Below are 23,946 nucleotides of genomic sequence, written 5' to 3' on the forward strand. Positions count from 1 at the left end.
TGTAACGAAGTTTTAAGCTGTGAGTAATTTTTAGATCTAAGTAGATTTTCTTTAAGAATGTTTATTGATAAAAATAATTATAAAGATTATTTTGAAAATGATGGATTAGAGCCAACATAAAATGAGTGTGCGATATATGAATACCCATATACAAAGAATGCAAACTTTAACTTTTTAACTTTAGAAATTCTTTCTAAATACAAATAAATTAAGTCTAATTTACATCTTAACATTGATCATATTTAACATATTTGTGCTGTATAACATAGGCCCCATAGAGGGTTATTCGATATTAAATATTGATAGTAAATTATCTGTGTCTTACTATTAGTAATAGAGAAAATTTATTAGATAAGTCAATAGTTTTAGAAAATGTTATTTTAAAACAATATATTCTATATTATAATGCATGAAAGCTAGTGTGCTGGCATATCAATGTTTAGGTTGACATTCAGGATATACAGGTGGGGGTAAGTTGCGATGAGCCTTGGTGTGCATTTGTTATCACATTCAATGACAGAAGCACCATCTTGTGAAAAAGATGTTCCCTATATATCTAAAAAATACCCTAAAGAATCACTAAATTTAAATAATAAAGCTGAGGTTAATGGAAAAGTAGTTACTTGTTCTGAGTTATCTTCATTATTTGTTCTCAATAGTATAGACTTCCACAGAAATAAAACGAAATTGAAAATCAGTGATCTGTTTTCAGATAAAGATTCAGTAAAAGAAGCGGTTCTTAGCAAGTTTGAAGAAGTTAATGAAAATATAGTAATAAAAAATTCATGTGGCAGGCATGTTATAATTTGCGATAAGTTTGGCGATTTTTTACATAGAACAGCATCTACTATGACTAGTGGAGAGCAAAGATTATTTACCTTACACAGTTGCAATCACGTAATGTCTTTTAAGATTGTACGCAAAGCTAAGGAAATAGAAGGAGTATCATCAGACAGATGGGTAGTACACTTTTTTGATCCTAACAAAACCATTGTTCTAGCACGCAGTGAAGTTTTAAGATGCGAAGAATTTTTGGATCAAAGTAAATTCTCTTTAAGAATGTTTATATATCAAAATTTCTATAGAATATATTTTGAAGTTAACCCAGGATGGGTAGAAACCGAGTGCGCAGTATATGAGTACTCTGATACAAGAGAAGCAATTTCTAGTTTTTCAACTTTAGATACTCTATCTCAAGATGGTATTTCTGGGTGCATGATGTTTCATATAATGTCTAATAATATTTGTTCATTGAATATTAGAGAAATAGTAAAATCTAAATCTTTTTCTACATTAAGTGCTAGTGCCAGAAGAGATGTGTTTTTTGCTAAGAGCTCTGGAGGTGTTCCAGGGCTTTTCTTTGCAAGTTCAGAAAACAACTATAATTCTATAAAATCTTATAGTGATTTTTTGGAAGAACTTTCTAGTGATGAGCAATTAAGTTTGTTGCCTAGAATAATTAGGTCTGAATCACCTGAAGGAGTACCATCTTTGTTTATAGCCATGCAAGAAAATAGTTTTCAAAGTATTAATGCTTTTGGTTTGTTAATAGATAGGTTAATGAATCTAAGATCTAAAATGAGTATTGATGATTTTTGTAGAGTGTTATCTGAAATTTTGCTAGCCGCTCGTAAAGAGGTGTTTGGTAATTTTTCCGCTCTTTCTACGGCCTTATGTCGAAATAATGCGGAAGCTGTTATGTCTTATGGTAGTATTTTGGATAGAATTTTTATGCTCAAAGGTGATATAGGTAGTAGAGAATTGGCTGATATAATTTTTAATTTATTGAATTATAAAGATATGAAAAAAAATACTGCTCTACTGTATGGTCTTAAAAATGGTTGTTCTAATGCAGTACGTGCTTTTGGGTCATTATTAGATAGGTTGATTTTTATGAAGGGACATATACCTAATACTGATATGGTGAGAATGATTTTTAGTCTTTTAAGTTATGATTCTGAATATGAATCTTCCAGACTACCAATGCATGGTTTATTTTTTGCTTTGGCAAATGGTCATTCTGATTCAGTGCGTGCTTTTTCTGAATTGGTGGATAGATTACTCGTTATGAGAGGATGTATACCTGATGAAGATATGGCTGATATGATTTATAGACTGATTAATCCTTCTTATAATGGAGATCACGGTCTGTTTTTTGCTTTGGCAAATGGTCATTCTGATACAGTACTTGCTTTGGGTGAGATGATAAGTAGCAAATTTATGTTGCTGAGTGGTTGTGTGTCTGAAAGAGGCTTTAGTTTTATGATGTTACGTATATTGTCAGCTATGAACAGTAATAATATGCCTGGCATATTTGCATCATTATTGAATAATAATGTCGATGTTGTAGAAGCATATGCTTCATTGTTAATTCATGCATCTAAAGTAATTAGAAGAAGAATTTTTTGTATTAAAGATAGAGATGGATCACCTGCCATTTATAGGTTCATGGAATGTGATGAACCAGAATCCTTTATAGCGTACGATCATTTCCTACAATCACTTTCTTGTGATGAGCAAATGGAGCTACTTCCAGAGTTGTTAACTTCTAAAAATAAGGATGGTGATCCAGCCCTGTTTTTAGCTATGCAAGAAGAACGTGATAGTTGCATTGGTGCATATAGTACTTTGATGGAAAAACAATTAATGAAAATTAAAGAAAGAGTGCCCAATGATGATTTTGCTGGTATGATTTTTGGTATTGCATTGGCTAAAAGAAGTGATGGGATATCTGCTTTATTTATGGGAATGTATAGGAATAGAGCTAGTGCTATAAGAGCTTACTCAATATTATTGGATAAAGTTTTAGTACTACTAAGAGGTACTGTATCAGACGATAAATTATCTGAATTTATTAATAATTTAATTTCATATTGCACACCTTCTTATGATGAAAGCCCTTTGTTAATAGCTCTACGTAGAGGATATTCTCATTCCGTTTTTGCTTTTGGTTTATTAATTGATAGATTAATGTTAATGAAAGATTGTATATCCAACGACAAACTTTCAAACATGATTTTTAACTTATTGAAAGCTAGGACTAGTAAGGATATTGATGGATTGTTTATGGCTTTTCAAAAAGGATATACTGATACGGTAAATGCTTTTGGCTCATTGTTAGATAAACTTATTGGTATGAAAGGCCACATAGAAAGTGATGCGTTGGTCGACATGACTTTTGATTTACTGACCTGTAAAAGGGATAGTGATAATGTTTCTGGTTTGTTTATGGCTATGTATAAAGGACACCATAAAACCGTAGATACTTTTGGAGAATTATTAGACAAGGTTTTATTAGCTCTAAAGGGTACTGTACCAGATGATAAATTTGCAAGATTGATTTTTAAATTGTTAAAGGCTAGAGCTAGCAATGGCGTTGATGGATTATTTATGGCTTTGCAAGAAGGAAATAGCAATGCTGTACTTTCTTTTATCTCATTGTTAGATAGACTTCTTAGTCTAAAAGGATTCATAGAAGATACCACATTGGTTGGTATGGTATTTGATTTGCTAATGTGCAAAAGTTGTGATGATAGTATTCCAGGATTATTTGTAGCTATGAAAAATGGACATCATGTGGCTGTAGATACTTTTGGAAAATTATTGGAAAAATTGATGATGTTTAAGGATGATATTTCTACTGGATATTTTAATAATATGTTGTTAGATCTTGTGGCATCTAGACGATCAGATGGTGTATCTGGATTATTTGTAGCACTGGAGAATGATTTTCCTGAGGTAGTTAAATCTTATATTTCACTACTTAAATTAATACCTAAAGATGAATTAGTTAATGTATTAGTGGCTTCGGATAGTTCTGGTAGACCTGCTGCATTGCTTGCTGGTAGTAATGCCTTGGAAGCCTATTTTGCGATGGTATCTGAATTTACTACAAAGACTATATATGCTTTACATTCACAACTTAGTAGTACAAGAAGGTCAATTGAACATATATTGGTGGGTGATAGTAATCTTGATGGGAAATATAAACTTTTATTGGAGAAGGTCAAAGAGCTTGCCAGAAGCTCAAGACAGAGCCATTATAGTTTGCAATAAGAAGAGTTAATAAGGTTGTGAAATGGTATTTTTACTTAGGTAGTGCAAACTACTACCAAAAGATGAAATGATACAAATGGCAGGCAGTATAAAATCCGGTGATGTCACATTAATATGTGTAGTATCTCTCAGTATATTGTTTGATAATACAATCTTTTTATATCATCCTAGATATAGATCCTATAGCGGTAATACTGATAATAAAGTAAACTGGAGCAGTATGGGATTTGATATAGCACGATCTTCTGCAAAGATTAGCACCATCTGATCAAAAGAATTTACCGTCTAAAAAATGTTAGAGGTTTATTAAGTTTAAATTGTAAGGTAAAAGTTGACAGGGAAATTATTACTTGTTACCATTTGGCCTCATATTCACTTAGAATAGCGTTGTTTGTGAAAATAAATAACATATTTAGGTTTCTTGGTTTGCATACAAAACCCTCATAATATTGATAAGTTCCGTCGTGGATGCCGGCTCTTAAATTGGCGTGCTGTACTGGTCGATACTTATCTGCAAGTGTGTGCTATCATGTGCGTCTGCATGGAATGTTGCTCCTTTATTTATATTGTATAAATTATGTTGTAGGGTGCTATTGAGTGAAGTCTATGCAGATTGCTGCAACATAGTCCGTTCTATCAACTACGGTATCTGTATACTGTTTATTAGTAAATTAATGATAAAATATATGTAAAATGTTGCAACATAACATTGTTACATGCTGTGGGATTGGCTTGTATGATTGGATGTTCTTCTTTTCACTTTATTTATCTTTTAGTTATATTTTTTGTCACCATTTTTTCTGGAGCTTACCCTTTTTTTGTAAGAATACGTGAAGGATGTGGTCATTCAGGTCCTTTTGATTTTTCTATAGCTGAGTCTTTGGCCGTTGGTGTTTTTTTGGGATCTGCTCTTATGCATATGCTAGCCGATGCATCCAGAAACTTTTACAAGCTACACTATGACTATCCCATACCATTTCTTATGGCATCATTGGTTTTTCTTTTGCTGCTTTTTTTGGAGCATATTGGTAGAGAAATTTACGAACAAGAGGGCGTAACTAGTAGATCTTTAGCTGTGCTTGCAGTTGCTATGCTTTCATTTCACAGCTTATTAGCAGGTGCCGCTTTGGGATTAAGCAGATCTCCATCTGTTATGCTTCTTGTGTTCTTGGCCATTACAGCTCACAAATGGGCAGCAAGCTTTGCATTATCTGTGCAGATAAACAAAACTTCATTGGAATTAAAGTCGAGATTGTTTTTATTTGGTATTTTTTCCATTATGGCTCCAATAGGAATATTGTTTGGTAGCGAGGTAAAGTACTTTACAACTCCATATCCTCTACTAGCCCCAACATTCTCATCATTGGCTGCTGGAACTTTTTTATACATGGGTACTCTTCATGGTCTGGAGCATGGCATCTTAGTAAAGAAGTGTTGTGATTTAAAAAACTTTTCTTTTGTAATACTGGGATTCTTTATTATGTCTATAGTAGCTATATGGACATGATTTGGTATAGAGGGCCTACTTTCAATGCCTACACTGTCATGCAGCTATTGTTACATTATATATGGTATATGTACAAAAGGTATCTAATGTAATAAAGAAGTATTGGAAGTTTCATGCTAGTTATTTTTGTGAAGCATGTACTGTGATGCCTGTTGATGTGGGATGGGTACCTTGTAGCTTATTTCTAACTCACATACAAAGACGTGTAATTATGGATATACATTCTCCTGCATGGTCTAGGCACGTCTCTGTCTTCTTCTATTTTCTTCTGCTCTGTTGGATAAGCTAAAAATTCTTAATATAATTAAAACGACAAGTAGGGCAGATATCACAGAAGTTACAACCCACCTGATAGATAGCCCCAGGGAAACACACGAACGTTGTTGTTCTTCATTTGTGGCACATCTACTGCACTGAGAACGATAATTAACATCTAATAGATAGTACCAAAGTGGTTTTATTATCATATAAATGCCTATTGCAAAAGCGATAGAATACCCAACTCTCCTTACAGAATTTGCATAAGCATCTCCATCACTTACATCTTTAATATGATGGCAGCATTCAGTGTGATGGTGGCAACGTTCCGATTTTCTTGTAACTAGCTCCCGAGATTCCAGTGCGCGAATATTATCGCTCGACTTCTTTGTTTTCTTTTTACATAAAGGCCTATTTATTCCAGTTTTGAGTCTTGGTCCCTCTTTAGAGCAACGTAAATCTTCAATACGTAACACTCCTACAGTAGAAACTTCAACATTCTGTTCCTCCACCTTGCTAGAATCATGCTTGTTACCTAAACCACCCATGCCTTTTAAAGCCTTTGCCCTTCTTCGTATAGGATTATGCCATGGATCATTTGATTTTTCTAATTTCACTGAGTGTTTATTCTTAACCGTGGCCTTTTTGCTTTTTTTTGATGATGTTGATGGCTGTTCTATATCTTCAGCATTACGTGAAGAGGAGATCTTGGGATAAACTAAGGAACCAGCACTAACTGAAGGTTCAGATAAAGATCTTTCTCCAATACTTGCAAAACTAAATGGACTGAATACTCTAGTGAGGATGGATGATTGAGAATTTATGGATGATTGAGTATTTACTTCACTATCGGAACCTTCATCAGAGGAGGTGCTAACAACATCATGTATTCTATTGTTAAACATATAATCTCTTTTTCATCATTCGATCGAAGTTATTTTTACACGTACTTGCTTATCTAATTCTATGAATAAATTAGCATAGTTGTATAGCATAATTGTAATTTTTATTTTTAAAGAATTGACCTCCGATATCCTAAATTATCAAAGGTTATACTTTATTAATTTTACTATTTGTATTTGTCATATACTAAAATACAATATAATAAATATTAGTTAGATATAGATATCTCTCTTTTGGCTCATATGTTGATTAACATCCATACAAATTACTACAGTAATGGTCTGTTTAATTGCATGAATTTTTCATAGTGGGAAATTTATATGTAATCTACTGCAAAGTTTACTATACATATAAAATAGTTATTTATCATGAGTAATTTTTAAACTTACTTATTAATTTGTGTTTGTGTATTATATCTGCTGGAAGAGAAAGATATTTTGATAATATCTTTGAATAATGCTCATGCCTATACCTGATTTATGTATCGATATATGTTGAAGTACATACAGAAAATATAGATCTCAACGTTGTTATAAATGGAAATACGATAACAATTTCCACATTATTTAACAAATTTTAACGTTTTTTTTGAGCTATTGCGACCATACCTAAACATTAGGTCATCCACTATACCAAAAGAATTTGTTATAACGGAAAACATAGAAATAATTAATAAAAGTGTATTCCTAAAAACATTTGCTATCTTAATGCATTTTTTAGGTGAAACATCTTTGGCTGAAGAAGAATACTTTTTATTTATACATGGATATATATTATCCGTTAAAGACGTAATTGATACTACAAATAGGGCAATGCCAAATGTAATAACAAAAATACGAATAATAAGAGATCTTACAGTTCCTCTTGAACGAAGGCCTGGCCTTTCCTCGTATTTATCTTTAGATTTAACTCTATAATTAGTTAATTGTCTATTTATTCCAGTTTTAAGTCTTGGTCCTACCTTAGAAGTACGCAAATCTTCTATACTGGATATGAATGATTTCTCAATCTTTTTGTTTTCCTCTTGATTATGTTGAGATTTATTACCTAAACCACCTATGCCTTTTAGAGCTTTTGCTCTTCTTCGTATGGGATTGTTCCATGGGTCATTTGATTTTTCCAATTTTGCTAAGTGCTTATTTAGTTTGAATTTTTTGCCCCTTCCTAATGATACATATGGCTGTTCTAGAACCTCAGCATTATGCGAAAAAGAAGGTGAGGAAGAAATTAAAGAACTACCATTACTAACTGAGGGCTCAGATATAGGTCTTTCTCTAGCACCTACAAGGCCAAATGGATTCCATAATATTTTAGTGAGAATGGATGATTGAACATTCATGGGTAGTTGACAATTTGTTTCACTATTTGAGTCTTCATCAGAAGAAGTTGTAGCAACATCATATATTGTATTGTTAAACATGCAATCTCTTTCCCATTATTAACTCGAGATTGTTTTTACACTTACTTGCTTGATTAATTCTATGAATAAATTAGCATGGCATAATTATCAGCTTGCATTTTCATACGATTGATAGTTCTATAATTATTTTGAGAGTGGTCTTTCTTATCTGTAGTATTGGATTTTTAGGCACCGTCAGATCATTTGCTATTTTGATTTCAGTAGTATTTTACCTTGTCTTGGATTTGTATTTTTTACCTTTTTTAGGTTAGTTTATATTTATGTGTATACTTATTGGAAGAGAAAGATGGCTCAATGACGACCGTGCCAGTTCCTGATTGATATACCGACTGTTATAGAAGTAACAAAAAAATGAAAGTTAACGAGTTATTTTCAGATGGAGATTCAATAAAAAAATTAGTTCCTGTTAATTTTCAAGAAATTAATAAAAATTTGATAAAAAATTCATGTGATAGATGTATTATAGCTTGTGATAAATTTGGTGATTTTTTACATAAAATAGCATCTACCACAGTTTCTGGGGAGCAAAGGTTTTTTTATCTTGCAAAGTTGCAGTTATTCAATGTCTTTTAAGATCACGCATAAAACTAAAAAAATAGAAGAAGGAGAGTCAGCAGATAGGTGGGTAGTGCATTTTTTTGATCCTAATGTAACTAATGTTGTAGCACGTAGTGAAGTTTTAAATCATGAGGAATTTCTAGATTCGAGTAAATTTTCTTTAAGAATGTTTATTAATAAATATTATTATAAAAGTTACTTTGAAAATAACGAATTAGAGCCAATAGAAAGCGAATGTGCAATATATGAGTATTCTGATATAAGAAAAGCAAGTTTGGTTTTCAACTTTAGAAACCTTGTCCCAGGATAGTATTTCTGGGTGTATGATATATCACATGATGTCTAATAACATTAGTTTATTGGATATTAGGGGAATAATAAAATCCAAGTCTTTTTCAACGTTGAGTTCTAATACTAGAAAAGAGATATTTTTTGCTAAAAGCTCCCTAGGTGTTTCTGCTCTTCAGTTGGTTATGGAACAGAACCATTTTAACTCCATGATATCCTATGATGATTTTTTGGAAGAACTTTCTTATGATGAACAATTAAGTTTGTTGCCTGAAATTATACACACTAAATCACCTAAGGGAGTACCGGCTTTATTTATGGCTATGCAAAAAGGGCATGTTGAATGTGTTAATAATTTTGCTTTATTGATAAACAGATTGATTAATATAGGGCATAGAATACCTACAGAAGACTTTTCTGAAATACTATTTAATGCTTTGCTTTCCAAACGTAAAGATGGGTGCTCTGCTCTTTCTATGGCTGTATCGAAAAATAATACTGGAGCTATTTTGGCTTTTGGTAATCTTTTGGATAGTATTTTTATACTTAAAGACAGTATAGGTAGTGAGAGATTATCTAGTGTAATCTTTAGATTGTTGGATTATAAAGATAACCAAGGAGCTACAGGTCTATTTATTGCTTTACAAGGAAGGCATACTGATACAGTAATTGCTTTTGGTGAGTTAATAAGCAAACTAGCGCTACTAAGGCATGGTGTACCTGAGAGTGTGTTCAATTCTATGATATTATGCATATTAAGAGCTACAGCAGAATATGATAGTATGCCTGTACCTGCAATATTAATGTTATTAGCAAGGAACTATACTGATGTTATAGATGTATACAGTTCATTACTTATATATGCATCTAAAGAAGTTAGAAGAGAAATATTCTGTATCAAAGATAGTAATGGATTACCTGTCATTTATTTATTTGTATCTTACAATGACCACAAAAGTTTGATATCGTACGGTTATTTTTTGCAAGCACTTTCTTGTGATGAGAAAGTGGATTTACTGCCAAGTATATTAATTTCTCAAAATAATAATGGCGACCCCGCTTTACTTATAGCTATGAAAGAGGGGTATAGCGACTGTATTGATGCATATGGTAATTTGATGAAAAATCAATTACTGACAATTAAATACAGAATGTCTCCTGATGATTTTGCTGGTCTAGTTTTAAATATTGCATTAGCTAAAGGAAGTGATGGAACATCTGCTTTGTTCATGGGGATGAGCAGCAATAGAGTTGGTGCTATAGAAGCTTATTCAGTGTTACTAGACAAAGTTTTACTGTTACTAAAAGATACAATATCGGATGATAAACTGGCTGATATTATTTATATGTTAATTTCATATTGATCGCCTTTATGTGATAAAAGTCCCATATTTGTAGCTATGAATAATGGATATGCTGATTCTGTTGCTTCTTTCGGTTTATTGATTAATTGATATTAATGAAAGATTATATATCCCACGATAAAATTTCAAATATGGTCTTTAAATGGTCTTTAAATTGTTAAAGGCTAGAACCAGTAAAAATATTGATGGATTATTTATAGCCTTGCAAGAAGGGAATGCTGATTCAGTTACTGCTTTTGGCTCGTTGTTGGATAAATTTATCAACATGAAAGGCTACATAGAAGATGTTCCATTAGTTGATATGGTGTTTGATTTGCTAATGTGTAAAAGTGGTGATAATAATGTTCCAGGTTTGTTTATGGCAATGCAAGAGGGACATTATGGGGCCGTAGGTTCTTTTAGTAAGTTATTAGAAAAAGTAGTGACATTTAGGGATATTGCATTCGTATTCGGTGAATATTTTGATAATATGTTTTTAGATACTGTAATATCTAGGCGATCAGATGGGATATCTGGCTTGTTTGTGGCACTAAGGAATAATCTTCCTGAAGTAGTTACATCTTATGGCCTATTGCTTAATTTAATACCTAAAGATGAATTAGTAGTTGGTGTATTAGTAGCTTCTTATGGTGACATACCACCCGCTGTGTTATTTGCTGGTAAAGAGGCTTTTGATGGTTATTTTAAAATAATATCTAACTTACCTACTAAGATTATATATGATTTATATTCAAGATTTAATAACATAAGAATGTCAATTGAACGCGTACTTTCGGGTAATGGTAACCTTGACGAGAAATATAGATTTTTATTGGAAAAGATTAAGGAGCTTGCTACAGTTCCCAGACCTTAACTATTAAAGGAAAGGTTGAATAGTTGAAATAGTATTTTCAGTTTGGGCGGTATAAGTCACCACTGAATGAGATAAATAGCAGATTTAAGTTTCCTGATACATGTGTAAGTATACTGCCGTAATGTAAAAAATTGCTTTGGCAGGCAATTTTGTCTATGCGTATTTTATGGAAGTAATTTCGTCTTGGTTGTTGGTATATATCGTATTCAAAAAATAACGATATATGTGCTGTTTTATACATTCAGAAACGGGTGGCGGGAGAGATGAGGTCGGACGTGTAATGAATTTACTACCAAACATGAAGCAAGTATGAATTTTTGTTGCTCTAGTTATTCGCAAACACTGGGGCATGCATAAATTTGAAGCACTAAATTGTCTTTTGCATCACGCATATCTAATGTCTATCAAGCTGACCTTTACATTCCATATTCTAGGCTAATTTGTACAGCTTTAACAACTGCATTCCTAACTAGAGTGACGGTTACCTCTTCATTCCCTATCAATTTGGTGGAGTTGTATTCATCACGTGCCATTCTCAAATTAAATGAAAGCCTAAATCTATTACTACCGAAAATACCTAGCATTATTTCTTCTAAAATTGATGAAGCTTCTTCTTTTGCTTTTTCCCTGGAATCTGCGGACATTTTTTCTTTATTTTTCTTAAATTCGGCAAGTTCTTCTTCGCTCATTCCCACAAAACTGCCAATTTCTTCGTCGGTCATCACAGAACCGGATTTATCTGATGATAAAAGAACTTTTTCTACTAAATCCAACATTAAACGCCCATGATAATCGCCAAAATCACTTACAACGCTATTAATTTTTGAAATTGTTTGTCTTCTGAAATTTTCAGTAAATAATATATTACTAACAACTCCAACTACATGATCTAAGGAATTATTATCCAGGTTGTACAATTTCCAATCAATTGAGTTACAATGCCGCATCCTTTCTTGGTTAATTGCATCAAGTTCCACATACACAGCATTTAGTATATCTTCCATAATATTTGAAACGGACTCGACTAATCTTTCAAAATCTTTACTACTATTTCTACCCTCAAATATTAATCTGAGTTTGTACGTTACGATAGCACTTGCGGCTAAAACAGTACTCCGAGGAGCCACTAGGGAATGAGGTGTCTCCTCCTCGCCGTGTGATTCGGGTTCATCTTTCTTGTGGTGGGTATGATGTCCATGGCTCCCACTAGCATGTGCCTCTTGTGATTTTGCCGACTTGCTGCCTCTAGAAGAAGCAAGTTTACTTAGTAACCTTCTTCTAACAGAACTGCGATGTGCTTTGTCAGATGGTTTTGAGCTTACCTCAGATAAATCAACTGGATCTGCTTCACCTAACAAACCATCTTTGTTACTATCTGTAGAAGATCCCGTATCTCTTCTACCAGAAGACGAGGTAGAAGATCCTGTGTCTCTCCTTGCAGATGACGTAGAGGAACCAGTATCTCTTCTAGCAGAAGATGAGGTAGAAGATCCTGTGTCTCTTCTGGCAGAAGAAGGTAACAGTTTAAAAGAATGTATTCCAGGGCCTTCGTAAGATCCACTTACGTCAGAAGTTGGTACATATGACAATAGCCTAGAAACATCTACCGATGGGTCTTCCATCGGTAGATGTCTACTACCCCTCCCTCTTGCAGGTTGTATTTCATCTGAGCGCTTTAATAATCTTAGTCTTGATGTGGCATGTGCCGGTAATAAGCGTGCTCTCCCAGATAGTCCTTGATAATGAAGTCTTCTTCTTTCTTGATTAGAGGATTCAGTTGATTTTGGCATGACATCTGCTGGTAATAAGCGTGCTCTTCCAGACAGAGTTTTTATGCCCTCTAAGGACAAAGACCTTTTAACCTTAGGAGGAGAATTAGTCTTTTCGTCCTTTTTACCCTTACTTGATCTCAACTTGCTTATACGTTCTTCTAAATCTTTTACTCTTCTCTCTAATTCTGCTTCGCCTAATTTCTCTAGATCTTCCTTAGAAGAAAGGACGAAAGGAACTTTACTTCCGGCTTTTTTATCTTCACTGGACGTAACTACCCCGCCTTCTGCTCCTTCGGTGACTACCACAGCTTCACTTGCTGAGGATGATAGAGTAGTGGTGGACGGGGCTGTATCTTCGCTAGAAGATCCTGTGCCACAAGATGATGCACCAACCTTATAATCAGGAATCATATGAAACCTAACCCCCCGTGAGAATACTTATTATCATTATAAAAATAATAGTTTTTATATGTAGCTGATGCTTAATTTAGTGTTGGTGCCCAATTTTGCCGCACTAAGAACAAATATGCAGATCTATCATGTTGAATCAATTATGTGTTTGTGTCGATTACTGTAACCACTTACTTTGTGAGAAAATTATCAAAATTTATATTTATTTCCATAGATATAGTTTTACTGTAAATAATTATAAGTACTAATGCTAATGATGCCTCTGTATCTCTTTATGCACATTAGCTTGGTTTAATCAATAATTTTCCTCAACAAGCCATATTCGAGCATTTAGTACGTTTATTACATCTTGCTTAAGGGTAGGGGATTTATACTTCCCTTTTTACTTATCTTCTTTTTCATAAATTCATAACACTCGATAAGAGATCTTATCGAGAGTCATAATTAGTGCAATTGCCAGGCACAAAAATAACTATAATTACATTATATTACATAATACATAATATGACAGCATACACCGTATCAATAAATAGAGGGTGATTAATAGAAATTGATTATCTTTAGGTAATTGCCCTTAATAGATCAAATATTAAAAATATTAGAATGGGGGCAGGGGATCAGAAGGTGGGCGTGGATAATTTAATTTTTATATATATATCACAATCCACTACCTTAGTTATGGTGTGTAGGCTGCCTTTTAGAGGTATCTTCTATGTGAGCCGCAAGTCGTTTAATAAATTCATCGTAACAAATACCGTCATACGGATTTACGCATACAAACGATTGATATGAATTTACACTGCGCGCACGGCACAGTCTTGAATGTAAATCTTGTAATGTATTAGTAGGAAACTCCGTCAGCATCTTAAAATATGATTCTCTTGTGCTTTCGTCAGTGTACAACAGACCAGGTACCCCATTGCCATCTTCGGCTGCTAACAGGACAGACCAGTTATTGCATTCACGTACCTTCATTAGCAAGCGACCAAATTCACTGGTCGCTTTGGGCTTACATCCAGCTAGCGCAGCAAACAACCCCGGTGTTCCGTCAGTATAACGCTTACTAGTAAATATATCTAAAGCTATAGCGGCAAACGTGTCTGGAGAAAAATTTTCCTTAGCCTCAACTAATACATCTACGAGACTACCAAATGCAGCAATAGCATCTGCGTGGCCACACTGTAAGGCCATGAATAGACCGGGCGTACCATGTTTATTTTTGGCCAATAGTATCTCAGAAAAAGCACCCGCTAAGTCCGATTCAGATATTTTATCCTTAACAAGGAGTAATTTACTTAATAACTTACTAAAAGCGGCAATAGAACTATGGTTACCTAATTGTAAAGCCATAAATAAACCACACACATCACAATCACTTTTAGCAAGTAACATAGTACGCAGAGCCTGCAAAAATACATGCACTGGCACGTCATCTTTTGTTATTGGTAGAAAATTACACAATATTTCATCAAAAGCGTAAATAGAGTTATGGCAATTATTCTGCAACGACATATACATACCTGTAGTGCCAGAAATATTTTTAGCCAACATTAACTCTACAAACATTCTAAAAAGCTTCTCTCCAAATATACTTCCTCTGAACAGAGTTAATATATTTATCAATTTGCCAAATGAAGATACTGAACTGTGGTTATCTTTCTGCAGGGCCATGAATAATCCAGGAATACCATCTTTAGTTTTAGCTGATAGTAAATCAAAAATCATATCAACTATCTTTGTGTCAGATAATTTATTTCTCATACAAACTAGTCTATTTAATAATTCACCAAAAGCAGTAACCGTTTTATGCATATCTCCCTGTAATGCCATAAATAGACCTGGTATACCTTCACTGCTTTTAGCTGCAAATAAATTGGATAAAATCATAGCAAATTCGCTACAATCAATTTTACTCTCAATCAATATAAGATTATTAAGCATTTTATCAAAAGCATATACGGCATCACTATAGCCATTTTGCAAAGCCAAATAAAGTCCTGTAGAGCCATGTATATTACTTGATAGTAATATACTAGGTAGTAAACTAACCTTCTCCTCATCAGACATGCTATTCAACAATAAACTATAGAGGTCTATAGACTGAACTTTTCCTAAACTCATGATTTCTACGAGCACTGAATTACCATTACTACTTCTACAACGAAAAATATCTTCTCTACCTTTCTTGCTCAGATCAAGGGTTGACAGCATTTCTACCGCCTTACGTACATCTTCCAAACAATTAGCATCTATAATTAAATGATACATCATGCAAGATGATATTCCTTCTTGAGACAATGTCTCTAATGTTGAAAATCTCAAACATTCTACATTCTCATGGTGATGTTCATATATTATACATTCTGTTTCTTCTACACACTTACCTTCCAGATTTTCTCCGAAATATAAACTATACATAGAACTTTTTATAAATTTTCTCAAACAAAAAGCATTACTATTTAAGAAATCATCAGAAGAATATACTCTGCTACGTGATGTAACATTAGTTCTGTTAGGATCAAAAAATTTGACTACTAATTTATCAGCAGAGCGGTTTTTCACTGTTGGTTTTCTTAAAAATTCGAAAGCCATAATGTGACTAGTACTCTGTAAAAAAAATATCCTACATTGAGAACTTGAGGTGGTTATAGCTATGTTGTACAAAAACCTACCAAAATCATCACATGCAATAATATGCTTGGCTTTGGCATTTTTTATCATTCTTGAATAATCTTCTTCTATATATCTGGGCTTTCTTGTTAGTGCTTCTCTTACTGCATTCTCACTCTCAAACATTTTGCTTACATCAAGTTTTTCACCAGCTTTATGAGCATATGAACTATTTAAAACATATAATGTGGAAAGATGAGAACAGGAAATACATTCATCTTCAACTTTAATCTTACAATTAAAGTTTACAATATTGGATGCCTTCATTGATATGTAAGGAATACTCTTAGTTTCTGCAGATACCTCCTCTCCAGAGAAAGAGGATATTCTTAAGCTTTCCTTGAGGAGGGATTCCATAATTTTCTGTCCATTATTATAATTTTCGTATGGTAACCGCTTGTGTGGCGCCTTCTAATTGCACCATGTGGAATGTCTGACACACCTTGTTATAGATAAGTAGTCGTAAAATTCTAGCACATACGTGCCCTCATTCTAATACAATATGTATACTATGATGTTAAGCATTAACACGCATAGTTGGTGTTAATACTGACAATGGACTGTTAAGTAATTCACTTTGTTCTATCACAAAAACGGTACTACACTGCAAGCGTTATCGTTATGTGAGTGCTTATCCTATAATTATTCTTAAGTAAGGCTTATATCTGGTATCAGGATCACTATTACTTAAAATCTGGGAAACTTATTATCTCATGTTCATGAACTTTAAATATAAATTATATACCCCATCAACATCACACAACACCAAAACAATATGAAGCCACTAAACAAATCCACTGCACTGATGTATCAAATAATATTAACTTAATAATTATCTATTAACTTTTTAAATTTGTAATTTAAATTACATATGCCTCTAATTTTTTGCTAGATTAGAGATAATTATTTTGATTTGTAATCTTACAGTTTAGATAAACCACCTAACCACCTAACCACCTAACCACCTAACCACCTAACCACCTAACCACCTAACCACCTAACCACCTAACCACCTAACGATGTTATTACTCTTATATTACCCTAGTTTTATGAATTATCTTAAAAATCGTTACATAATTGCGATTATCATTGTAAGATAATACATAATATCTTCTATACAAATCGATAGTTAATGAAGTTGGAATAATGTTTTCACCTAGATAGATATAGGTAGTATAAGTACCACTAAACAAGATAAAGCAAACAAGATAGAGTGAGACAAATAGTATGTACAATGGTAGTCTGTAGATTTGATTCTCAGTGCTAAATTCAATAAAAATGCAAAAACAACAACTATACTTGTGCTGATTTAGCAATGTCACGCTGGTCTTAGTTAGTGTTTATTGAGTGTTTTTAAAGAGAGAACAATCAACTTATGTACACATTAGCAAAATGTACCGAAGGAGACGTTAGTCTCTAGAGGTGCTTTCACTTCAGTGGTTATGATCTGAACCGTGTTCGTTATGTGATAATGGCTTTATACGTGTCATGAGGGCGGTACTATGGATTTTAGTTGCAACGATCACGTTCATATATCTCCTCATTCGATGGAAGAAATATCATCTACTGAAAAGAATTTGCCTTATATATCTAAAAAAGAAGTTGGGGATTTATTAAATTTAAATAGCAAAGTAGAAATTGATGGTAAAGTTATTCATTGTTCCCATTTGGCTTCATTATTTGCCTTAAATGGCATGGATTGTTATAGAAATAATAAAAAAATGAGAATTGCTGAAATGTTTTCAGATGAAAGCTCACTAAAAACAACAGCTCTTAATAGAATTGGAGAAATTTATAAAGAAGAAATAACAAAAAAGTCATGTGGTAGACATATTGTGGCTTGTAATAGATTTGGACATTTTTTATATAAAATGGCATCCACTATGACTCCTGGAGAACAGAGATTCTTTATTTTACAAAGTTCTAATCATGAAATGTCCTTTAATATTAAGCGCAAATCCAAGGAATTAGAAGGGGCATTAGTAAGTATGTGGGTGATACATTTTTTTGATCCTAATAGAACTAACGTTGTAACAAGAAGTGAAGTTTTAAGTCCAGAAGAATTTCTAGATTCAGATAAATTTTCTTTAATTATGTTTATTGCTGAAGATGCTTATGCAGCTTATTTTGAAACTGTCAAATTAGCAACAACAAAAGGTGAATGCAAAATACCAAAAGAAAATGAATGCGCAATATATGAACATTCTGATGTAAGAAGTGCAAGTTTTAGTTTTTCAACTTTAGAAACTATGTCCAAAGATGGAATTTCTGAATGCATGATACATCATATGATGTATAGCAATATTGGTCCATTTGATATTACAAAAGTAGTAGAATCTAGTTCCTTTTCAACGTTAAGTGCTAACTCTAGAAAGAGTATATTTACTTCTAAAAACTCCTTAGGTATTTCTGCGCTTTATATAGCTATGGAACAAAATAATCCCAGCTCTGTTATAGCGTACAATAATTTTTTAGGAGAACTTTCTGCTGATGAGCAAGTAAGTTTGTTACCAGATATTGTGAAATCTGAATCAGCTGATGGCGTACCAGCTTTATTTATGGCTATGCAAGGTGGATATATTGAATGTATTAGTAATTTTGGTTTATTGATTAATAGATTAATGGATATAAGACATACAATGCATATAGATAATTTTTCTAAAATACTATTTGATGTTTTGCTTGCTAAGCGCAAAGATGATAATTTGTCTGCTCTTTCTATATCTGTATTAATGAATAAATCTGCTGATGCCATTTTGGCTTTTGGTGATCTTTTGGATAATATTTTTATACTTAAAGATATTATGGATCCTAGAAAAATGTCTAACATTATTTTTAAGTTATTGGATCATAAAGATGAAAATGGATTTTCTGCTCTAGTTTATGCTCTTAAAGAGAATCATGCTGATGCAGTACGTGCTTTAGGTATATTGGTGGATAGGTTGCTTACTATGAGAGGATGTATACCTGATGATGATATGGTAAGTATGCTTTTTAGACTATTAGAATCTGAATCTGAAGGAATGTCCGCCATATTTGTCGTTTTGTTACGTGGTAGTTCTGATGCAATGCTTGCTTTTTATGAATTGATGGATAGATTATTTCTGATGAAAGGACATATACCTGATGTTGATATGGCAGATTTAATTTTTAAATTGTTAATATACAAACCTAAAATGTATTCTTCTGGTCTGTTAATTGCTTTGGAAAAGGGTCATATTGATACAGTAGTTGCTTTTGCTGGATTAATAGGTAAAGTTGTGGTTTTTCTAAGGGACAGTGTGCATAAGACTAGATTAGATTCTATGATGCTGGAGCTATTAATGATTAGGGAGCGTGACGGTACATCCGGCATATTCATATTATTAGAATTGGCAGAAAGTAATATTGATATTATGAATGCGTATGATTCATTATTAATGCATGCATCTGAAGAAGTTAGAAGAGAAATATCTTGTGAAATATCTTGTATTAAAAATAAAATTAAGATGAGTACCATGTATTCTTCATATTCTATGAAAAGAATACCATGTGATAGAAAAAAATCACCTTATATATCTAAAAAAAATGTCGAGAATATATTAAATCTAAATAATAAATTTGAAGTTGGAGGAAGAATTATTTCTTGTAGCTATTTGTCTTTATCATTTCTTCTTAGTAGCATTGATTGCTATAGAAGTAGCAACAAAATGAAAATCTGGGAACTATTTTCAGATGAAAAATCTGTGAGAGCAGCAGCTCTTAAAAAAATTAAAGAGGTACGTAAAATTATAATAGAAAGAGACTTGTTTCATGTTATTACTATAGGTTGCGACAGGTTTGGTGATTTTTTGCATAGTATAGCATCCGGTCTTATTCCTGGAGAGCAGAGATTTTTCATTTTGAAGTGTCACATTCACGTAATGTCTTTTAATGTCATACATAAAACTAAGAAAACAGAAGGAGCACCAGTAAGTAGGTGGGTAGTACATTTTTTTGATCCTGACAAGACCAATGTTGTATCACGTAGTGAAGTTTTAAGCTGTGAAGAATTTTTATATCTAAGTAAATTCTCTTTAAAGATGTTTATAGGTAAAGATTCTTATAAAAATTATTTTGAAGATGAGGGAGAAAATGAATGTAGAATATATGAGTACTGTGACACAACGAGAGAAAGGTCAATTCGTTGCCAGATACTATAAGTGTGCCGACTTTATTTGTGGCTATGCAGGGCGATTATGTTGAGAGTGTATAGTTGAAGTGTATAAATGGTTTGGCTTTATTGGCTTTATTGTTATCTTGAAGTGCTCTTTGGTATTTTGTTGGGGTGACACTTATTCTTTTCTCCTTAATTATGTATCTTATATTAATTGTATATATCTAATAATGGTTTTACTATGGATATATATACATCATATGATGTGATATGACTTATTAGTATTAATTTATACCTCCATATTCCACACTATTCCAGAAAGCATTTCAACTCTCTCTAAAAAGCTTCTCTCCAAATATACTTTCTCTGAACTTAAATAATCTTCTTTTACATATCCGGGCTTTCTCGTTAGTGCTTCTCTTACATTTTGCTTACATCAAATTTTTCAGCAGCTTTATGAGCATATGAACTATTTAAAACATATAATATAGAAAGATGAGAACAAGAAATATATTCATTTTCAACTTTAATTCTGCAGATACCTCCTCTCAAGAGAAAGAGGATACTCCTAAGATTTCCTTGAGGAGGGATTACATAATATTCTGTCCATTATTATAATTTTCGTATGGTAACCGCTTGTATGGTGCCTTATAATTGCACCGTGTGGAATGTTGGATACACCTTGTTATAAATAAGTAGTCGTGAAATTCTAGCATATACGCGCCCTCATTCTAATACAATATGTATACTATGATGTTAAGTATTAACACGCATAGGTAGTGTTAATATTGACAATGGATTGTTAAGTAATTCACTTTGTTCTATCACAAAAACGGTACTACACTGCAAGCGTTATCGTTATGTGAGTGCTTATCCCATAATTATTCTTTAAGTAAGGCCTATATCTGGTATCAGTATCACTATTACTTAAAATCTGTGAAACTTATTATCTCATGTTCATGAACTTTAAATATAAATCATATACCCCATCAACATCACACAACACCAGAACAATATGAAGCTACTAATCAAAGCCACTTACTAATACATCAAATAATATTAACTTAATAAATAATCCATTAACTTTTTAAATTTGTAATTTAAATTACATGTGCCTCGGATATTTTTGCTGGATAAATAAGGATAATTATTTTGATTTGTAATCTTACAATATATAGATAAATAAAAAATACTACCCACCTATCCGATGTTATTACTCTTATATTACCTTAGTTTTATGAATTATCTTAAAAATCGTTACATAATTGCGATTCTCATTGCAAGACAATACATAATATCCTCTATACAAAGCGATAGTTAATGAATTTGGAATAATGTTTTCACCTAGATAGATATAGGTAGTATAAGTACCACTAAACAAGATAAAGTAAAATAAATAGTATGAACAACTGGAATTTGTGGGTTTATTTGATTCTCAGTGCTAATTCAATAAAAACGCACAAACTATGCTTATGCTAAGTTAGCAATGGCACACTGATGAGTCTAATTATACTCAGTTAATGTTTGTTGAGAGTTTTTAACAAGTAAACAACCAACTTATGTACACATTAGTAAAATGTACCGAAAGAGATGTTAATCACTAGAAGTGCTTTTACTTCCATAGTTCTGATCTGAACCGTGTGATAATAATTTTATAGTGTGATGGGGTCGGTATTATGAATTTTAGTTGTAGCAAGCACGTTCATATATCTTCACATTCGATGGAAGTGGTACCATCTGATCAAAGGAATTCTCCTTATATATCTAAAAAAAACGTTGAAAGATTATTAAATTTAAATTGCAAAGTTAAGATTGATGAAGAGATTATTTCTTGTTCCCATTTGGCTTCGTTATTTACTTTAAAGAGCACTAATTGTTATAGAAATAATGAAAAAATGAGAATTGGCAAACTTTTTGCAGACGAAAATTCAGTAAAAAGAGCAATTCCAGAGAATTTTAGAAAAATTTATAAAGATATGATAGAAAATTCATGTGGCAGGCATATTATAGCTTGCGATGGGTTTGGTAAATTTCTACATGGAATAGCTTCTAGCACAGCTTCTGGAGAGCAAAGATTTTTCATATTAGAAAGTTGTAGTCATGTAATGTCTTTTAGGATCACCCATAAAACCAGGAAAATGGGAGAATCGTCGATAGATAAAACGGATAGTTGGGTGGTACATTTTTTTGATCCTAATGCAACAAATGTCGTATCACGTAGCGAAGTTTTAAAGTGTGAAGAATTTTTAGATCCAAGTAGATTTTCTTTAAGAATGTTTATCTATAAAAATAATTATAGAAGGTATTTTGAAAAAAAAGAATTAGGACCAATAGAAAATGAGTGTGCAATATATGAACATTTTGATATAGAAAATAAAAGTTTTTGTTTTTCAACTTTAGAAACACTATCTCAACATGGAATTTCTGGGTGTATGATATATCATATGATGTACAGTAACATTAGTACATTGGATATTAGAGGAGTAGTAAACTCTAAATTGTTTTCAACGTTGAGCGCCGATATTAGAAGGGAGATATTTTTTGCTAAAAGCTCCTCAGGTATTTCTGCGCTTCATATGGCTATGGAACAAAATAAACCCGATTCTGTAATATCTTATAATGATTTTTTAGAAGAACTTTCTTGTGATGAGCAAGTAAATTTGTTACCTGAGATTTTACACGCTAAATCATCTTTGTGTGATCCACCTTTGTTTATGGCAATGAAATTTGGACATGCTGAATGTGTGGATAATTTTGGTTTATTGCTTGGTAGATTAATTAATATAAGACATAGAATACCTATAGATAATCTTTCTGAAATATTATTTAATATTTTGCTTGCAAAGCGTAAAGATAACTTGTCTGCTCTTTCTATGTCTGTATTAAGGAATAAATTTAATGCCATTTTAGCTTTTGGTAGTCTTTTGGATAATATTTTTATGCTTAAAGATGTTATGGATGCTAGAAGAATAGCTAATATGATTTTTTTTCTATTGGATCATAGAAGTAAAAGAGGATATTCTGCTCTATTTTATGCTATTAAAGGAGATCGTGCTGATGAAGTACGTGCTTTAGGTACATTGATAGATAGATTGCTTACTATGAAAGGATGTATACCTAATGATGATATGGCAGATATTATTTTTAAATTATTGAGGTCTAGAACTAGCAAGAACGTTGATGGATTATTCGTGGCTTTACAAGAAGGTAATACTAATTCAGTAATTTCTTTTTCCACTTTGTTAGATAAATTTATTGGTATTAAAGGATGCATAGAAGATATTACATTGATTGGTATGGTATTTTATTTATTAATGTGTAAAAGTGGTGATAATAATATTCCAGGTTTGTTTGTGGCTATGCAAAATGGACATCATAATGCTGTAAGTGCTTTTGGGAAATTATTAGAAAAAGCAATGATTTTTAAGGATGACGTATCTGGTGAATATTTTAATAGGATGCTGTTAGATACTTTGATATCTAGAGGATCAGATGGTATACCTGGATTATCTGTAGCACTAAAAAACAATTTCCCTAAAGTAATTGATTCCTATGGCGTATTGCTTAAATTAATATCATCTAATGATGAATTAATTAATGTATTGGTAGCTTCTGACAGTTCTAGTATACCATCTGCATTATTTGCTGATAAAGAGACTTTGGAAAGTTATTTTGAAGTAATATCTAACTTACCAACTAAGATTATATATTCTTTATATTCACGACTCAATGAAATAAGAAGATCAATTAG

At 32.5% G+C, this 23,946-nt stretch carries 12 protein-coding genes; 8 read left to right on the top strand and 4 right to left on the bottom strand.

Translation table 11 applies throughout. The annotated features are described in order from the left end of the window. Positions 1 to 480 precede the first annotated feature (480 nt). Together A6733_RS01445 and A6733_RS01450 are read left to right on the top strand one after the other, a co-directional pair. Complete coding sequence (locus A6733_RS01445) at positions 481 to 4,056, top strand: ShET2/EspL2 family type III secretion system effector toxin (protein ID WP_092460291.1); 3,576 nt, start codon at positions 481 to 483, stop codon at positions 4,054 to 4,056. A gap of 721 nt (positions 4,057 to 4,777) precedes the next feature. Then, positions 4,778 to 5,563 carry a ZIP family metal transporter gene (locus A6733_RS01450; RefSeq protein ID WP_242641583.1) on the top strand — a complete coding sequence of 262 codons (786 nt, stop codon included), beginning with the start codon at positions 4,778 to 4,780 and terminating at the stop codon, positions 5,561 to 5,563. A 236-nt stretch (positions 5,564 to 5,799) separates the two neighbouring features. Here A6733_RS01450 and A6733_RS01455 read toward each other — a convergent pair whose 3' ends face one another. After that, positions 5,800 to 6,726, bottom strand: a complete 927-nt coding sequence (locus A6733_RS01455; protein WP_092403514.1) for a hypothetical protein — start codon at positions 6,724 to 6,726, stop codon at positions 5,800 to 5,802. A gap of 560 nt (positions 6,727 to 7,286) precedes the next feature. Continuing rightward, on the bottom strand, positions 7,287 to 8,144 hold the full coding sequence (locus A6733_RS01460) for a hypothetical protein (RefSeq protein WP_092411522.1): 858 nt from the start codon (positions 8,142 to 8,144) through the stop codon (positions 7,287 to 7,289). Between the two features lie 351 nt (positions 8,145 to 8,495). Between A6733_RS01460 and A6733_RS08770 the strand changes: the two genes are divergently transcribed. The 4 genes from A6733_RS08770 to A6733_RS01480 all read left to right on the top strand — a co-directional run bounded on the left by A6733_RS08770 (position 8,496) and on the right by A6733_RS01480 (position 11,207). Further along, a complete protein-coding gene (locus A6733_RS08770) occupies positions 8,496 to 8,717 on the top strand; it encodes a hypothetical protein (RefSeq protein WP_092403528.1) in 222 nt (73 codons plus the stop codon). Next, positions 8,707 to 9,012: a ShET2/EspL2 family type III secretion system effector toxin gene (locus A6733_RS01470; protein WP_092403527.1), complete on the top strand. Its 306-nt coding sequence runs from the start codon at positions 8,707 to 8,709 to the stop codon at positions 9,010 to 9,012. The genes A6733_RS08770 and A6733_RS01470 overlap by 11 nt, the downstream gene beginning before the upstream one ends. Positions 9,013 to 9,037: 25 nt before the next feature. Next, on the top strand, positions 9,038 to 10,354 hold the full coding sequence (locus tag A6733_RS01475; protein ID WP_092460295.1) for a hypothetical protein: 1,317 nt from the start codon (positions 9,038 to 9,040) through the stop codon (positions 10,352 to 10,354). Positions 10,355 to 10,496: 142 nt separating this feature from the next. Beyond that, positions 10,497 to 11,207, top strand: coding sequence for a hypothetical protein (locus A6733_RS01480; RefSeq protein ID WP_092460297.1), 711 nt, complete (start codon positions 10,497 to 10,499; stop codon positions 11,205 to 11,207). Between the two features lie 416 nt (positions 11,208 to 11,623). Here A6733_RS01480 and A6733_RS01485 read toward each other — a convergent pair whose 3' ends face one another. Together A6733_RS01485 and A6733_RS01490 are read right to left on the bottom strand one after the other, a co-directional pair. Further along, positions 11,624 to 13,390: a hypothetical protein gene (locus A6733_RS01485; protein ID WP_092460299.1), complete on the bottom strand. Its 1,767-nt coding sequence runs from the start codon at positions 13,388 to 13,390 to the stop codon at positions 11,624 to 11,626. Between the two features lie 672 nt (positions 13,391 to 14,062). Next, positions 14,063 to 16,417, bottom strand: a complete 2,355-nt coding sequence (locus tag A6733_RS01490) for a ShET2/EspL2 family type III secretion system effector toxin (protein WP_092403412.1) — start codon at positions 16,415 to 16,417, stop codon at positions 14,063 to 14,065. A 1,145-nt stretch (positions 16,418 to 17,562) separates the two neighbouring features. On the opposite strand from A6733_RS01490, the gene A6733_RS01495 reads away from it, so the two are divergent. Both A6733_RS01495 and A6733_RS01500 read left to right on the top strand, forming a co-directional pair. Continuing rightward, on the top strand, positions 17,563 to 20,241 hold the full coding sequence (locus tag A6733_RS01495) for a ShET2/EspL2 family type III secretion system effector toxin (RefSeq protein ID WP_092411526.1): 2,679 nt from the start codon (positions 17,563 to 17,565) through the stop codon (positions 20,239 to 20,241). 1,630 nt (positions 20,242 to 21,871) lie between these two features. Next, the coding region (locus tag A6733_RS01500; protein ID WP_092460301.1) for a ShET2/EspL2 family type III secretion system effector toxin at positions 21,872 to 23,946 on the top strand (2,075 nt) is incomplete at its 3' end.

It is taken from the genome of Candidatus Ichthyocystis sparus (assembly GCF_900078745.1).
Classification (GTDB): Bacteria; Pseudomonadota; Gammaproteobacteria; order Burkholderiales; family 2013Ark19i; genus Ichthyocystis; species Ichthyocystis sparus.

Coding starts and splice junctions, on each gene's coding strand:
- A6733_RS01495 (WP_092411526.1), top strand. CDS start 17,563: ATGGATTTTAGTTGCAACGATCACGTTCATATATCTCCTCATTCGATG.
- A6733_RS01455 (WP_092403514.1), bottom strand. CDS start 6,726: ATGTTTAACAATAGAATACATGATGTTGTTAGCACCTCCTCTGATGAA.
- A6733_RS08770 (WP_092403528.1), top strand. CDS start 8,496: ATGAAAGTTAACGAGTTATTTTCAGATGGAGATTCAATAAAAAAATTA.
- A6733_RS01485 (WP_092460299.1), bottom strand. CDS start 13,390: ATGATTCCTGATTATAAGGTTGGTGCATCATCTTGTGGCACAGGATCT.
- A6733_RS01445 (WP_092460291.1), top strand. CDS start 481: ATGAGCCTTGGTGTGCATTTGTTATCACATTCAATGACAGAAGCACCA.
- A6733_RS01490 (WP_092403412.1), bottom strand. CDS start 16,417: ATGGAATCCCTCCTCAAGGAAAGCTTAAGAATATCCTCTTTCTCTGGA.
- A6733_RS01475 (WP_092460295.1), top strand. CDS start 9,038: ATGATGTCTAATAACATTAGTTTATTGGATATTAGGGGAATAATAAAA.
- A6733_RS01470 (WP_092403527.1), top strand. CDS start 8,707: ATGTCTTTTAAGATCACGCATAAAACTAAAAAAATAGAAGAAGGAGAG.
- A6733_RS01480 (WP_092460297.1), top strand. CDS start 10,497: ATGGTCTTTAAATTGTTAAAGGCTAGAACCAGTAAAAATATTGATGGA.
- A6733_RS01460 (WP_092411522.1), bottom strand. CDS start 8,144: ATGTTTAACAATACAATATATGATGTTGCTACAACTTCTTCTGATGAA.